Source organism: Actinomyces sp. HMSC075C01, assembly GCF_001812965.1.
GTDB lineage: Bacteria > Actinomycetota > Actinomycetes > Actinomycetales > Actinomycetaceae > Actinomyces > Actinomyces acetigenes.
This window is the reverse complement of record NZ_KV810997.1, coordinates 90,654-103,974: the sequence shown is the minus strand read 5'-3', so window position 1 is coordinate 103,974 and position 13,321 is coordinate 90,654. Positions and strand designations below refer to the sequence as shown.

Annotated in this window: 10 protein-coding genes; 3 read left to right on the top strand and 7 right to left on the bottom strand. The window is 67.1% G+C overall.

Translation table 11 applies throughout. The features are described 5' to 3' along the window. A partial coding sequence (locus HMPREF2883_RS14770) for a P-loop NTPase family protein (RefSeq protein ID WP_218079131.1) occupies positions 1 to 2,364 on the bottom strand: 2,364 nt, incomplete at its 3' end. A 130-nt stretch (positions 2,365 to 2,494) separates the two neighbouring features. Continuing rightward, positions 2,495 to 3,373, bottom strand: coding sequence for a lysophospholipid acyltransferase family protein (locus HMPREF2883_RS07820; protein WP_070660653.1), 879 nt, complete (start codon positions 3,371 to 3,373; stop codon positions 2,495 to 2,497). Between the two features lie 189 nt (positions 3,374 to 3,562). Here HMPREF2883_RS07820 and HMPREF2883_RS07815 point away from each other — a divergent pair, with 189 nt between their 5' ends. Then, complete coding sequence (locus HMPREF2883_RS07815) at positions 3,563 to 5,221, top strand: DEDD exonuclease domain-containing protein (protein ID WP_256277390.1); 1,659 nt, start codon at positions 3,563 to 3,565, stop codon at positions 5,219 to 5,221. 46 nt (positions 5,222 to 5,267) lie between these two features. Here the strand turns inward: HMPREF2883_RS07815 and HMPREF2883_RS07810 are convergent, their stop codons facing one another. Next, entirely contained in the window at positions 5,268 to 5,711 is a 444-nt protein-coding gene (locus tag HMPREF2883_RS07810; protein WP_070660650.1) for a hypothetical protein, read from the bottom strand. A gap of 166 nt (positions 5,712 to 5,877) precedes the next feature. Between HMPREF2883_RS07810 and HMPREF2883_RS07805 the strand changes: the two genes are divergently transcribed. Next, positions 5,878 to 6,501, top strand: a complete 624-nt coding sequence (locus HMPREF2883_RS07805) for a superoxide dismutase (protein WP_070660647.1) — start codon at positions 5,878 to 5,880, stop codon at positions 6,499 to 6,501. A gap of 95 nt (positions 6,502 to 6,596) precedes the next feature. Here the strand turns inward: HMPREF2883_RS07805 and HMPREF2883_RS07800 are convergent, their stop codons facing one another. The 4 genes from HMPREF2883_RS07800 to HMPREF2883_RS07785 form a co-directional block, all read right to left on the bottom strand. After that, positions 6,597 to 7,637 (bottom strand): FKBP-type peptidyl-prolyl cis-trans isomerase, encoded by a 1,041-nt coding sequence (locus HMPREF2883_RS07800; RefSeq protein WP_070660644.1) that lies wholly within the window; start codon positions 7,635 to 7,637, stop codon positions 6,597 to 6,599. A 39-nt stretch (positions 7,638 to 7,676) separates the two neighbouring features. Further along, positions 7,677 to 8,069 (bottom strand): HesB/IscA family protein, encoded by a 393-nt coding sequence (locus HMPREF2883_RS07795; protein ID WP_070510173.1) that lies wholly within the window; start codon positions 8,067 to 8,069, stop codon positions 7,677 to 7,679. Between the two features lie 235 nt (positions 8,070 to 8,304). Then, positions 8,305 to 9,963, bottom strand: a complete 1,659-nt coding sequence (locus HMPREF2883_RS07790) for an ABC-F family ATP-binding cassette domain-containing protein (protein ID WP_176747172.1) — start codon at positions 9,961 to 9,963, stop codon at positions 8,305 to 8,307. 48 nt (positions 9,964 to 10,011) lie between these two features. Beyond that, complete coding sequence (locus tag HMPREF2883_RS07785; protein WP_070660629.1) at positions 10,012 to 10,668, bottom strand: hypothetical protein; 657 nt, start codon at positions 10,666 to 10,668, stop codon at positions 10,012 to 10,014. A gap of 375 nt (positions 10,669 to 11,043) precedes the next feature. Between HMPREF2883_RS07785 and HMPREF2883_RS07780 the strand changes: the two genes are divergently transcribed. Beyond that, the gene (locus tag HMPREF2883_RS07780; protein WP_070660627.1) at positions 11,044 to 13,185 is read left to right on the top strand and encodes a glucose PTS transporter subunit IIA; all 2,142 of its coding nucleotides are present in this window, start codon (positions 11,044 to 11,046) and stop codon (positions 13,183 to 13,185) included. Positions 13,186 to 13,321: the final 136 nt, after the last annotated feature.

Genomic DNA, 13,321 nt, shown 5'->3' with positions numbered 1-13,321 from the left:
CGCCTCTGCCACCACAGCCAGAGCCCGCGCACGCTCTCGAGAATCCTCGATCCGCTCAGCCACCTCCTCAGCATGACAAAAAGGAGCGATCATGCGACTATCTTCACTCACCTCATCAGCACCTTTAAGTGAAGAGCTCAGTGATAGAAAGCCCCCTCCCCTATGTGCATAAACTTGAATCCCATTAACCCATCTTTCTAAATCAAAACTTTCAAAACCATTGACTTCAGAATCGTTAACAGCACTACCGATAGACACAAGAATATCCACCAGCAAACGCAAAACCTTATCATTAAAATCTCGACAAGAAGCCAAGGATTCAAGAACAACAGGAAGGAACGGCAAGAACACACGAACGCGCCCACATTCAACAGCTGCTTTCATTGTCTCCACAAGCGCATTCAGCCTGCTCTTCGGACTATCGATAGACAACACCATGTCCAACACAGCCTCGGGACTGAGGTTGAAGTATAGAACATAGAGTTTAGGTAAACCAAGCACGTAGGTAGACGCCCGCACAACCAGCTTCCTCAACTCGGCAACCCCATAAAGGAAGGTCATCACACCTTCAGGAATCTCCGCACAGCTCTCACTTACCATCTTGAAAAACTCACGATCAATCATTCGCAACACAAGCGATTTTCGCTCAGAGCGTCGCCACACCTCATTATACCTATCTCGGTCGAGAACAATCTTGACAGAAGAACCATCACATTTATCGTCACCAAGCATGAGTTCGAAGCAGGACTCACTCAGCAAATAGTTGGGGGTGTTGCACCCCCAACCCCTATCGGCACACTTCTTCACCCACCCTCGAATATCCTGATAGTACGGCAACAATACTCTCTCACGGGATTCTGCCCACCAAGCCTCATCTCCCACCCCTTCATCTCCTCCAAAGAGATCTGGCGAGAGCTCACGCAACACGGCTCGTAGAACGGCATCGTGCCCCAAAGTGTAGGAAGGGATTGGTCGACCACCAAAGCCGACGTTGACTCGCATGAGAATGCGACCAGGCGACCGCTCTACACATGCTTTGATGTCCCCGCTCGGAACAGCATCGAGACGGCGACGCCTGGCGATCAACTGCCGCAGTTCATCCACGGTCAACGAGCCACCACAGGCTGCCAAGAAGGCTCCGATATCTACACCATATTTGGAGTTTAAGAAGTTTTCTATATCCTTCTGATTGATTTTCTTTTGCGCTATTGGGGAGGCTTCGAGTGATGCAACTCTCCTCGGAGAATCACAGACAATATCCTCGGGAGGTCGCGGGTTAGGGCGTGACGCGGTCATTACCTTCACACCTTCAGGAAGGCGTCGAGGCAGCAGCGAGAGAATGGACTTGGCAGCAGCAGTATCCGGACGCTCGTAATAGGAATCCTCGTCCACTCCGTCAATGAGAAGAACCAGAGGTCGGGGATTCTTATCCGATCGGCACGCCGTTGACGCTCGACGTAGAAGCTGACGGAACTCGGTGTCCTGAGATGCCGGATCGGACGCCCGCTCGGTGTACTCATCTCCAAGGATCTCCGCTAACTGCGCCCCGGCAACGAAAGAGAAACTTCTCCAGTCGTTCCCGTCACCACCAATACGGCGAGTGAAGAAGGACACGATGTGCACGCCATCGGGCGGATTCAATGCGAAGGAGGACATCAGGGCGGTTTTACCGCTAATCATGCCCGCCTCCATGGCGTACCAAGTATCTTGCGACCCATGGACAAATGATTTTAACTCGACCAACTCTCGCTCTCGGTCCTCCAGGGGGTCCGGGGCAAGATCGCGGACCACCTCCATATGGTCAGCGACAACGGCACGCGTCTGGGAGGCTCCAGCGGGACGTTCGGCGAGCCGTTGAATCCCAGAACGAACTTCCTCGACGCTCTCGAGAATAGAGGCCAACGCCTCCTTCTCAGTGAAGCAATCAGCAACGCGTTGGCACGCTACCTCAAGCACCCAGTCGAAGGCCTGCCTAGCCGACTCGTCCGCCAGATCGCTGCGCAGGTCTGTGCCACCCAGGTCAAGAAGAGTCCGGCGCAACTCTTCCCAGTTGTATCCCGCAGAAAGCCGTTCCTTCTCCGGAAGTCGGTCGATGAGCGAGGCGACCAACTTCGCTGCCACATGCCAGTCAGTATCGGAGATCCCTTGATACTCTTGAGGCAGCTGCGCTGCTGTGTCGTCGGCGATCTTCTCCACGAATGCAGCCCGCTTCCCGCCGATCTGCAGCGTTTCACGGAGCTTCGCCAACAGCCCGGAACCTTCACCAACTGCTGCGGCGAGCGTTCCCTGTCCGGAGGCTATGAGGAGCAGCTTCACAATCGATGTCCCGAGGGGAATGAAAGTGTCGCGATCCTTGGCAGCCATGAGCGCTCCTCAACGTGTGGTGCGTGTTACAGGAAGATTCCGTAACTTTATCGCAGCACACCGGCACTCTGGAACCGACTGGTCAGCCCCGGAGCATTCCTCGCCCGCCCAGCCCCAGCGGCACCCGCCCCTACTCGGCGCCGGGCTCGGGCTCGTCGTCGGAGGTCTTGTCCTTCTTCTTGTCCTTGCCACTCTTGTCCTCGGGAGGCTCGGGCACGGAGACCTCGGGGGCGGGGCGACCACCGGGCGCGGTCACGGGGGCCACCGAGGGGCGGGCCTGCGCCTGGGCGGCGAGCATCTCGGTGACGACCTCGTCGGCGGTCTTCTTCTCCGAGTCCATGGCCTTCTTGACGTCGGCGGCGTAGAGGTCCACGTACTCCTGGCCGGAGAGGGCCATGAGGGAGTACATGATCTCGTCGGTGATGGAGCGCAGCACGAAGCGGTCGTTCTCCAGGCCCTTGTAGCGGGAGAAGTCCAGCGGCTCACCGATGACGATGCCCACGCGGTGACGGGTGGAGGGGATGGACTTGCCGATCGGCTGAGCCAGGTTGGAGCCGATCATGGCCACGGGCACCACGGGGGCGCCGGTGGCCAGGGCGATGCGGGCCACGCCGGTCTTGCCGCGGTAGAGGCGCCCGTCGGGGCTGCGCGTGCCCTCGGGGTAGATGCCGAAGAGGTGCCCCGAGCGCAGGCGGTCGATGCCGGCCTGGAGCGCCGCCTGGGAGGCCTTGCCGCCGGAGCGGTCCACGGGAATCGTGCCCACGGTCTTCATGAAGTTCTTCACCGCCCAGCCCTTGACGCCCTTGCCGGTGAAGTAGTCGGCCTTGCCGATGAAGGCGACCTCGCGGTCCACCAGCAGCGGCAGGAAGAAGGAGTCGATGACCGCCAGATGGTTGGAGGCCAGGATCGCCGCGCCCTCGGCAGGAATGTTCTCCTCGCCGCGGATCCAGGGCTGATAGAGCATCTCCAGGGCCGGGCCGACTGTTGCCTTGATGGGTCCGTATCCCACGCGGGGCCTCCTGTGAACTGCTGGCTGGGCGGCCACCACACGGTCCTGCACCATCGGAGACGGACGGCACCGGAGCCGGCGGTGCCGCTCTGGTATGGGGATGATTCTAGGGTGCTTCCCACCCTGCTCGCACCGACTTCCCGACTGCTGGCGAGGATGCATGTCACTGCCATCCTCTAGCCTGCGACCGTGAGCACCGTCGGGACCCAGGTGTCCTTCGCCGACATGGGCACGCCCCTGGAGCGGGCGACCTTCGTCGTGGTGGACCTGGAGACCACCGGTGGGGCGCCGGGCGCTCGCTCTCTGACCGAGATCGGGGCCGTCAAGGTGTGCGGCGGGAAGATGCTGGCGGAGTTCTCCACCCTGGTCAACCCCGGCGTCGCCATCCCCGCCCAGATCACCATGCTCACCGGCATCACGAACGCCATGGTGGCCGGCGCCCCCGGCGTGCGCACCTGCGTGGAGGCCTTCCTGTCCTGGGCGGATCTGCTGGCCGACGACGTCGTCCTCGTGGCTCACAACGCCCGCTTCGACGTCGGTCACCTGCGTGGCGCCGCAGCGGCCCTGGACCTGGAGTGGCCCGAGCCCCGCGTGCTGGACACCCTGGCGCTGGCCCGCAAGGCCTGGACCCGCAGCGAGGTGCCCAACCACAAGCTGGGGACGCTGGCCGCCTTCGTGGGCTTTCAGACCCGTCCCACGCACCGGGCACTGGACGACGCGCGCGCCACCGTGGACGTTCTGCACGCGGCCCTGGAGGTCATGGCGCCGCTCGGTGTCACGCACCTGGAGGACCTGGCCACCGCCTCCGACCCGGTTCCGGCCGGGCGCCGCGCCAAGAGCCGCTTGGCCGACTCCCTGCCCAGCGGCCCCGGCGTCTACCAGTTCCGCTCGGCGGCCGACCAGGTGCTCTACGTGGGCAGCGCCGTGGACCTCAAGCGCCGGGTGCGCTCCTACTTCACCGCCGCGGAGAAGCGCCGCCAGGTGGCGCAGATGCTGGACACCACCGTGAGCGTGCGGCACATCGCTACCCCCACGCTCATTGAGGCGCGGGTGCGTGAGCTGCGGATGATCGCCGAGCTCGACCCGCCGGTCAACCGCCGCTCCCGGGCCCCGCGCCGCCGGCCCTGGCTTCACCTGGCCCAGGGCTCGGGCCCGGGGGCCGAGCCGCGGTTGGCGCTGACCACCGCGCTGCCCACGGAGGAGGTCGGCCATGCGGTGGGCCCCTTCGCCTCACGCGGCAGGGGCCAGGAGGCCCTGCGGGCCGCCGAGTCGGTGCTGCGTCTGGGCCGCTGGGACGGGCGCGAGCTGCGGCGGGTGCGCCACGACGACGTCCCGGCTGAGCCGGCCGAGGTGCTGGCCTGCCTGTCGGGCGAGGTCGATCTGGTGGCCGCTCCCCTGCTGGAGCGCATCGCGGCCCTGTCCCGGGCCGAGCGTTATGAGGAGGCCGGGACCTGGACGGGCCGTCTGCGCTGCCTGCTGCGCGCGGTGGACCGGGCCGAGCGGGTGCGGCCCCTGCTGGTCTGCCCGCACCTCATGGCGGCCCGCCGGCGCGAGGTCGGGGGCTGGGAGCTGGTGGTGGTGCGCTGGGGCGTGCTGGGCGGTTCCATGACGACCGCGCCGGGTGCCGACCCGCGTCCCGCCGTCGAGCTGCTGCGCGCCAGCGCCCGGGTCGTTGAGCGGCCCGGGCGCGTCGGTGAGGTGGCGAGCATTGAGGAGACGAGCCTGCTGGCCGACTGGGTCCTGGACGAGGGCGCCCGCATCGTGGAGGTCGACGGCGATCCCGCGGTGCTCACGTGGCCGATCGGTGCGGCTGCCCGCCACCGCAAGGTCCTGGCCTCGCAGGAGTGACGACGCCGCACGTGAGCAGGTCACCTCCGCGCGGCCGGCGCCCGGCTCAGCCGGCGGGGGTGACGGTGCCGCGGCGGGCGGTGAGGGCCTTGGCGACGCCCTCCTGGAGGCTCAGCGGGTCCAGGGGGCGGGGCACGACGACCTCCGCTTTGGCCCAGGCGGCCAGCCAGTCGTCCTGGGGGCGGGCGGTCAGCAGGACGACGGCGGGGCGCTCGTCGAGCTCGATGAACAGCTCGTGGGCCAGCCCCATGCCGCCGAGCTTCTTGGCCTCGGCGTCCAGGATCAGTGCGTCGAAGGGCGGCTGGTCCTCCTTCTCGCGGTCCTTGATGGCCATGCGTACGCCCTCGGCGGTGGCCGCCTCGGTCCAGCTCACCAGTGGCAGGCCCTTGGCCGGTCGGCGTCCGACACCGTCGATGACCTCCTGACGCACGGTGGCGTCGTCGGAGAAGACGAGAAGCTCGAGGCGGGCGGAAGCAGCCTGGTCGGTCATAGCGGATCCTTCGTGGACGGGTACGGACGGCAGTGTAATCACACGCAGGCTCACTATCCCTCTTCCAGCGCCGCGTCTAGCATGAGCCATGTCCAGGACTTCAGTCCTAACGAGCCCTGTTGAGACGGGACTGAAGCCACCTCCACCCACCGAAAGGCAGTCCTTGATGGCCGTGTACACCCTTCCCGACCTCCCCTACGACTACGCCGCCCTGGAGCCCCACATCTCCGGCAAGATCATGGAGCTCCACCACGACAAGCACCACGCCGCCTACGTCGCCGGTGCGAACGCCGCCCTGGAGGCCCTGGCCGCCGCCCGTGAGGCCGGCGACCTGGCCGCCATCAACCTGTGGGAGAAGAACCTGGCCTTCAACCTGGGCGGCCACACCAACCACTCCATCTTCTGGAAGAACCTCTCCCCCAACGGCGGGGGCCAGCCCGAGGGCGAGCTCGCCGAGGCCATCAAGGACTCCTTCGGCTCCTTCGAGAAGTTCCAGGCGCAGTTCACCGCCACGGCCCTGGGCATTCAGGGCTCGGGCTGGGCCGTGCTCGCCTACGACTCCCTCTCCGGAAAGCTGGTCACCTTCCAGCTCTTCGATCAGCAGGGCAACGTGCCCGTGGGCACCATCCCGCTGTTCATGGTGGACATGTGGGAGCACGCCTTCTACCTCGACTACCTCAACGTCAAGGCCGACTACGTCAAGGCCGTCTGGAACATCGCCAACTGGCAGGACGTCTCCGAGCGCCTGGCCGACGCCGTCGCCAAGACCCAGGGCCTCATCGTTCGCTGACACTCAGCCCGGACACGCGCCGCACAGGCTTGTGGCCCGCGCCCCTTCACGGGGTGCGGGCCACAGCCTTGTCCGGTAGGTGCCGAGCAGTCTTGCTAGAGGACCTTCTCAACGTCCATGACGTAGGCCGACGCCGGGACCCCCTGCTGCTGCCCCGTTGCCTGGATCGGAGGCATGAGCACCACGATCCGGGAGCCCTCCGGCACGCCGATCAGTCCCGGCAGGGACTGCTGTGCCTGAGCCATGTTGATCGGCTCGGCGGCGTGCTGCTCCCAAGTGTTGGAGGGGTGGGAGCCGTCCCAGTAGTTTCCGGCAATGTTCATCACGGCCGTGGAGCTCTCCTTGATGGCCGGACCGGAGCCGCGGGCCAGTACGATGACCTCGGACTTGGTCGGCTGGGTGGCGTCGGCCCCGATGGAGAGTTTCGCCGGTTGGCCGAGCTCCCCACTGACTGTGATGCCGCGCTGACTGACGGCCTCCTCGCCCTCCATCGTGGCCGAGGCCGAGCCGCCGGAGATCTTGCCGCTGACGCCGTCGACGATCTCGACGACGAACACGAGCGTCCCGGCCGGCTTCTGCTGCCCCTGCTGGGCGCCGCCGGCCTGAGCGTCCTGGGCCGCCTTGTTGCCGTAGGCCAGCTCCGGGGGGATCGACATGACGACCCGGTCACCCACGTGGTGGCCGGCCAGGCCGCACTTCCACCCCTGGATCACGTTCCCCAGCGGGAAGGTCACCGGAGCACCGCTCTTGAAGGAGGTGTCGAAGGGGTCGGTGCCGTCCCACTGCCAGCCCGTGTAGTTGGCCTTGACCACGCCAGCGGCGTCGATCTCGGCCCCGTTGCCCTTCGTCAGCGTCTTGACAGTGAGGTTCTTGGGCGCCTGCGCACCCTCCTTCCAGGTCACAGTGGGTTGCTTGCCTGCGTCACCACCGATGGTCGGCAGCGACTCGGAGTCGGAGTCGATCGTCACAGTGGAGCAGTCCACGGGCGCCGTGGCCGCCGGCACCGGCGTCTCGGAAGCCGCGGCCAAGGAGACCGACGACGTGGCAGAGGTGTTCTTGGACGCCCCCGAGCAGCCGGCCAGCGCGAGGCAGGCGGCCGCAGCCAGGGAGGTCAGGGTCAGGGATGTGCGGCGCACATGAGCTCCTTGCGTGAGGGAGGGCCTGCGCGGGAGGGATCAGTGGAAGGACTCGCCGCAGGCGCAGCTTCCGGCGGCGTTGGGGTTGTCGATGGTGAAGCCCTGCTTCTCGATGGTGTCGGCGAAGTCGATGGTGGCGCCCGACAGGTAGGGCACGCTCATGCGGTCGACAACCACCTCAACGCTGGCCATCTCGTCGCTGCCCGTGGGGAAGGCGCGCACGGCGTCGCCGTCCAGGAGACGCTCGTCGAAGTAGAGCTGGTAGACCAGTCCGGAGCAGCCGCCGGGCTGGACGGCCACGCGCAGGCGCAGGTCGTCGCGCCCCTCCTGGGCCAGGAGGCTGGCGACCTTCGCGGCGGCGGTCTCGGTGAGGATGACCTCGTGCTCGGGGGTCTGGGTGTCAGTGGTCTCGGTCAGGGCGGTCTCTGCCATGGTCATCTCCTGGTCTGGTGTGCCTACGTTCGTCTGCGGCGCCTCGTGCGGAGCCGCTGAAGGTCCTGCGGTGGCTCTCGTGACGAGCGCCTGAAGGATCCACTGGAGCCAACGCTCCAGCTCGATGCCTTGTTCCTGGTGACAACCCTACGCGGTCCCCGCCGCGGAGCCGTGGTGAGGGGACTCACTGTGTCCGACGGCGTCGCGCCCGGGTCGGGAGGGTGCGGTCTGCCCCTCAGGCCAGGGCCACCAGCTCGAGGTACTCCGGCCCCCACAGGTCCTCGTCGCCGTCGGGCAGCAGGAGGACCCGGTCGGGGTTGAGGGCCTCGACGGCGCCCTCGTCGTGAGTGACCAGGACGACGGCGCCGGCGAAGGTGCCCAGCGCCCCGAGGATCTCCTCGCGGCTGGCGGGGTCGAGGTTGTTCGTCGGCTCGTCGAGCAGGAGGACGTTGGCGCTGGAGACAACGAGCATGGCCAGGGCCAGGCGGGTCTTCTCCCCGCCGGACAGGACCCGGGCGGGCTTGTCGGCGTCCGCGCCCGAGAAGAGGAAGGAGCCCAGGACGCTGCGCACCTGGGTGTCATCCATTCCGGGGGCGGCGCGGCGCAGGTTCTCCACGACACTCGCCGCGGTGTCGATGGTCTCGTGCTCCTGGGCGTAGTAGCCGATCTTGAGGCCGTGGCCGGGGATGACCTCACCGGAGTCGGGCTCCTCCACCCCGCCGAGCAGGCGCAGGAGCGTGGTCTTGCCGGCGCCGTTGAGGCCCAGGACCACGACCCGGCTGCCTCGGTCGATGGCCAGGTCCACGCCTGCGAAGACCTCCAGGGAGCCGTAGGCCTTGGACAGCCCGGCGGCGCGCAGCGGGGTCTTGCCGCAGGGGGCGGGGTCGGGGAAGCGCAGGTGGGCGACCTTCTCCACAGCCGCCTCGTCCTCCAGGTCGGCCATGAGGCGCTCGGCCCGCTTGAGCATCTGCTGGGCGGCCACGGCCTTGGTGGCCTTGGCCCGCATCTTCTCCCCCTGGGCGCGCAGGGCGGCGGCCTTCTTCTCCGCGTTGGCGCGCTCCCGACGGCGCCGGTGCTCGTCGTCGGCGCGCTGCTTGAGGTAGGCGTCCCAGCCCAGGTGGTAGACGTCGAGGACCCCGCGACCGGCGTCGAGGTACATGACCTGGTTGACGGTGTCGCGCAGGAGCTCGACGTCGTGGCTGATGACGATGAAGCCCCCGGCGTAGGTGCGCAGGTGGTCGCGCAGCCACAGGATCGAGTCGTGGTCGAGGTGGTTGGTGGGCTCATCGAGCAGGAGCGTGTCGGGCTGCTGGAACAGGACCCGGGAGAGCTCGACCCGACGGCGCTGACCGCCCGAGAGCGTGCCGATGGGCTGGTCCAGGATGCGGTCGGGCAGGCCCAGCGCGGCGCTGATGCGGGCGGCCTCGGAGGCGGCGGCATAGCCGCCGGCCATGGTGAACTCGTGGTCCAGGCGCGTGTAGCGGTCCAGGGCCTTGGCCTGGGCCTCACCCTCGGTGACGGCGATGCGCTCCTCGGCCTTGCGGATGCGGGCCAGGAGGGCGTCGATGCCGCGGGCGGAGAGGATCCGGTCCCGGGCGATCTCGCTGAGGTCCCCGACCTTGGTGTCCTGGGGCAGGTAGCCCACCGAGCTCGTGCAGGTGATCGTGCCCTCGTGCTCGACGGCCTCCAGCCCGTGGCGCTCATCGGCGTCGTTGACGGCGCGGCCGGCGCCCTGGGCCACGGAGGCGGCGGCGAGCAGCTTGGTCATCGTGGTCTTGCCTGCGCCGTTACGACCCACGAGGCCGATGCGCATCCCCTTGTCGACCCGGAAGCCGGCGTGAGCGACGAGCTGGCGGGCACCGATACGCATGGTGAGGTCCTGGACATTGATCACGCGCGCCATGGTACGGGCCCGCCGGTGCTGCCCGCCGCAACGGACCTATCAGTCCCACCACATCCACCAGCCGATGGCGCCGCCGGCCCACTCGGGGCGGGTGCGCACGATGTCGTCGGGCACGCACCCGGTGTCGAGCTCGTAGCGCTCCTTGACCCGCTCCCACAGCGCGGAGCACTGGCAGTCCCGGCTGTGCTCGGCGAGGACCTCGTAGCCCTGCAGGTCGGCGTCGGCGACCCACAGGGCCTCGACGCTCAGACGCTCGTCCTCCCGCTGGGGACCAATGCCGTATCCGCACAAGCGCACCTGCCCGTCCGCCCCAGCGCAGGCGGTCAGCAACGTCTTGAGGCTCGGGGCGAGGTTCTGACGGTCGCTCAGTGCCGCACCCGGCAGCCGGCACAGCAGGTCGGCCGCCGTGGCGGCGTCCATCCCGCGGAAGGGCACGTAGTCGCTCACCGGGGCGCCCAGGGCATCCAGTCGCAGTGGACTCTCCCCCGGCAGGCAGCGCGGAGCATCGAGCCACGGCTCAAGCAGGCGCCACAGGCCGATGCGCACCGTCCACCCCGGCGGGCCATAGAGCCGCGGCGAATCGGGTACGGCGGTCGGGGACGGGGCGGGAGGCGGAGTCGTGGTGGGCGGGCGAACCGGGATGTTCGGTAGGACCGGCAATGCGGGCTGTGCGGCCAGGGAGGCCTGCGCACTCATGTCGAGCTCCTTCGCTTGAGGCGGGGTCGGTGCTCCTCAAGCGTGCAGAACCCGCTCCGCCGATGCACCCACTGCGCTGAGCGCCTGTGCGCACAACCCTCCTCAACTGCGCAAACACCTGGCGGTGGATACCGGGGTCGCGCAGATTCGCGGCCACTGGCCGCCTTGAGAAGGGCAGCGGCACCATCCAGACGGGCTGTTCCCTTTTAGTTCTGAGCCATAAGACAGTACCCTCGTCCTCAACCACCTTCTTCGCGCCCACGTGGCGCAGGAGGTGTCAGATCCCACCACCGAGAGCGAGCTCGTCGGGGACTCGGAGCGCACTGGAGTGCGTCCACCGTTCGCGTCACCCTCGCTCAGTAGGAAAGGGCCCGAATGGCAACCACGACCTCAACCCCTGAGGCAATCCTCGACGCCGTGGGCGGCGCCGACAACATCATCCATTTCACCCACTGCGCCACCCGACTGCGCTTCGAGCTCAAGGACGCCTCCGGCATCGACAAGGCGGCCGTCGAGGCCATCCCGGGCGTCATGGGCGCCGTCCCCCAGTCCGGGGACCGCTACCAGATCGTCATCGGTGGTGCCGTGCAGAGCGTGTACGACGAGATCAACAACCTGCCGGCCATGAAGAGCCAGGGCGGCTCCTCCGGCTCCGGCCAGTCCGACGCCGACGTCAAGGCCGCCGCCCGGGCCAAGGCCCGCGGCAAGAACGCCTACGTCGACGCCTTCTTCGAGTACCTGTCCGACTCCTTCCGCCCCCTGCTGCCGGCGCTGCTGGGCGCCTCCCTCATCATCGCGGGCGAGGCCATCTGTGAGGCCTTCGGCCTCATCAACACCCATGCGCCCAACGACCAAAAGCCGCCCACGCTGCTGTTCGTCGACGCCATGTTCCGTGCCGTCTTCTACTTCCTGCCCATCATGGTGGCCTACAACGCCTCCAAGAAGCTCAAGATCGACCCGTGGGTCGGCACCGCGGTGATGGCTGCGCTGCTGACGCCGGAGTACATTTTCCTGAGCGACAAGGCGCTCCAGAAGAAGGGCGTGATTGACTGCGTCCACAACGCCACCCTCGACTCCGATCTGTGCACGGCTCATATCGCCGGGCTGCCCATGCAGCTCAACAACTACGGCGGTCAGGTCTTCGTCCCCCTTATGATGGTGGCCATCCTGGCCCTGGTCTACAAGGGACTGGTCAAGGTCGTTCCGTCCAACGTGCAGATGGTCTTCGTGCCCTTCCTGTCCTTCATCATCATGATGCCGGTGACGGCCTTCCTCATCGGCCCCCTGGGCGTGTGGATCGGTACCGGCCTGGGCACCGCCCTGTTCTGGCTGAACTCTCACGCCCCGATCATCTTCGCGATCCTCATCCCCATGGTCTACCCCTTCCTGGTGCCGTTGGGCCTGCACTGGCCGCTCAACGCCCTCATGCTGGCAAACATCGCCTCGGCGGCCACGCGCCACACCGACTTCATCCAGGGCCCCATGGGCGCCTGGAACTTCGCCTGCTTCGGTGCCACCGCCGCCGTCCTCGTGTGGTCCATCCGCGACAAGGACAACGAGATGCGCCAGACCGCCACCGGTGCTCTCTTCGCCGGCCTGCTCGGTGGTATCTCCGAGCCGAGCCTCTACGGTATCCACCTGCGCTTCAAGCGCATCTACCCGTTCATGCTCGTCGGCTGTGCCGTCGGCGGCCTCGTCGAGGGCATCGGCAGCATGCTGGGAGGCATCAACGGTGTCACGACCACGACCTTCGCCTTCACCTCGCTGCTGACCATCCCGGTCTTCAACCCCATGTGGCTCTACGGCATCGCCGTCGCCGCGGCCTTCGCCACCTCCTTCTTCCTCATCGTCACCTTCGGCTACCGCACCAAGGAGGAGCGGGCCGAGGCACTCGCCGCAGCGGGCACCGCCAAGACCGGCAGCGCCACTGCCTCCGCTCCGACCGAGGCCTCTGAGGCACCCAAGGCCGCCGCTGCGGCGGCTGGGCCCGTGGAGGAGGGTGACCGGACTGCGAAGGCCCCCACCCCCAAGCCGGCTCTCGTTCCCGGCGCGGTCACTGAGATCGCCTCACCGCTCAAGGCCACGACCATGGACCTGGACAAGGTCCCCGACCCGGTGTTCTCCTCGGGCGCCGTCGGTCAGGGCGTGGGCCTGGAGCCCCAGGGCGACATCGTCGTCACGGCTCCGGCCGACGGCACCGTCGTCGTGGCCCCGTCCTCGGGGCACGCCTTCGGCATCACCCTGGACAGCGGCGTGGAGATCCTCATCCACGTGGGTCTGGACACCGTCAACCTGGAGGGCAAGGGCTTCGACGTCAAGGTCTCCCAGGGTGACCGCGTCAGCGCGGGCCAGGAGCTCGTCCGCGTGGACCGCTCCGTCATCGAGCAGGCCGGCTACCCGCTGACCACGCCGGTGCTCGTCACCAACACCGCCTCCTTCGCCTCGGTCGAGGTCGTCGGCGGCGACTCGGTGGAGCCCGGCGAGGCCCTCATCAAGGTCACCGCACCTGAAGCCTGAGCCTGACCTGACGCCGCCGACCTGATCGGCCGCAGACACAACCGTGGGGGCCGGATCCGTCAACGGACGGATCCGGCCCCCACCGTGTTGCTCACCTGCTGCTCGTCCGGCGTTCACCGGCTGCCCCGGACGTTAC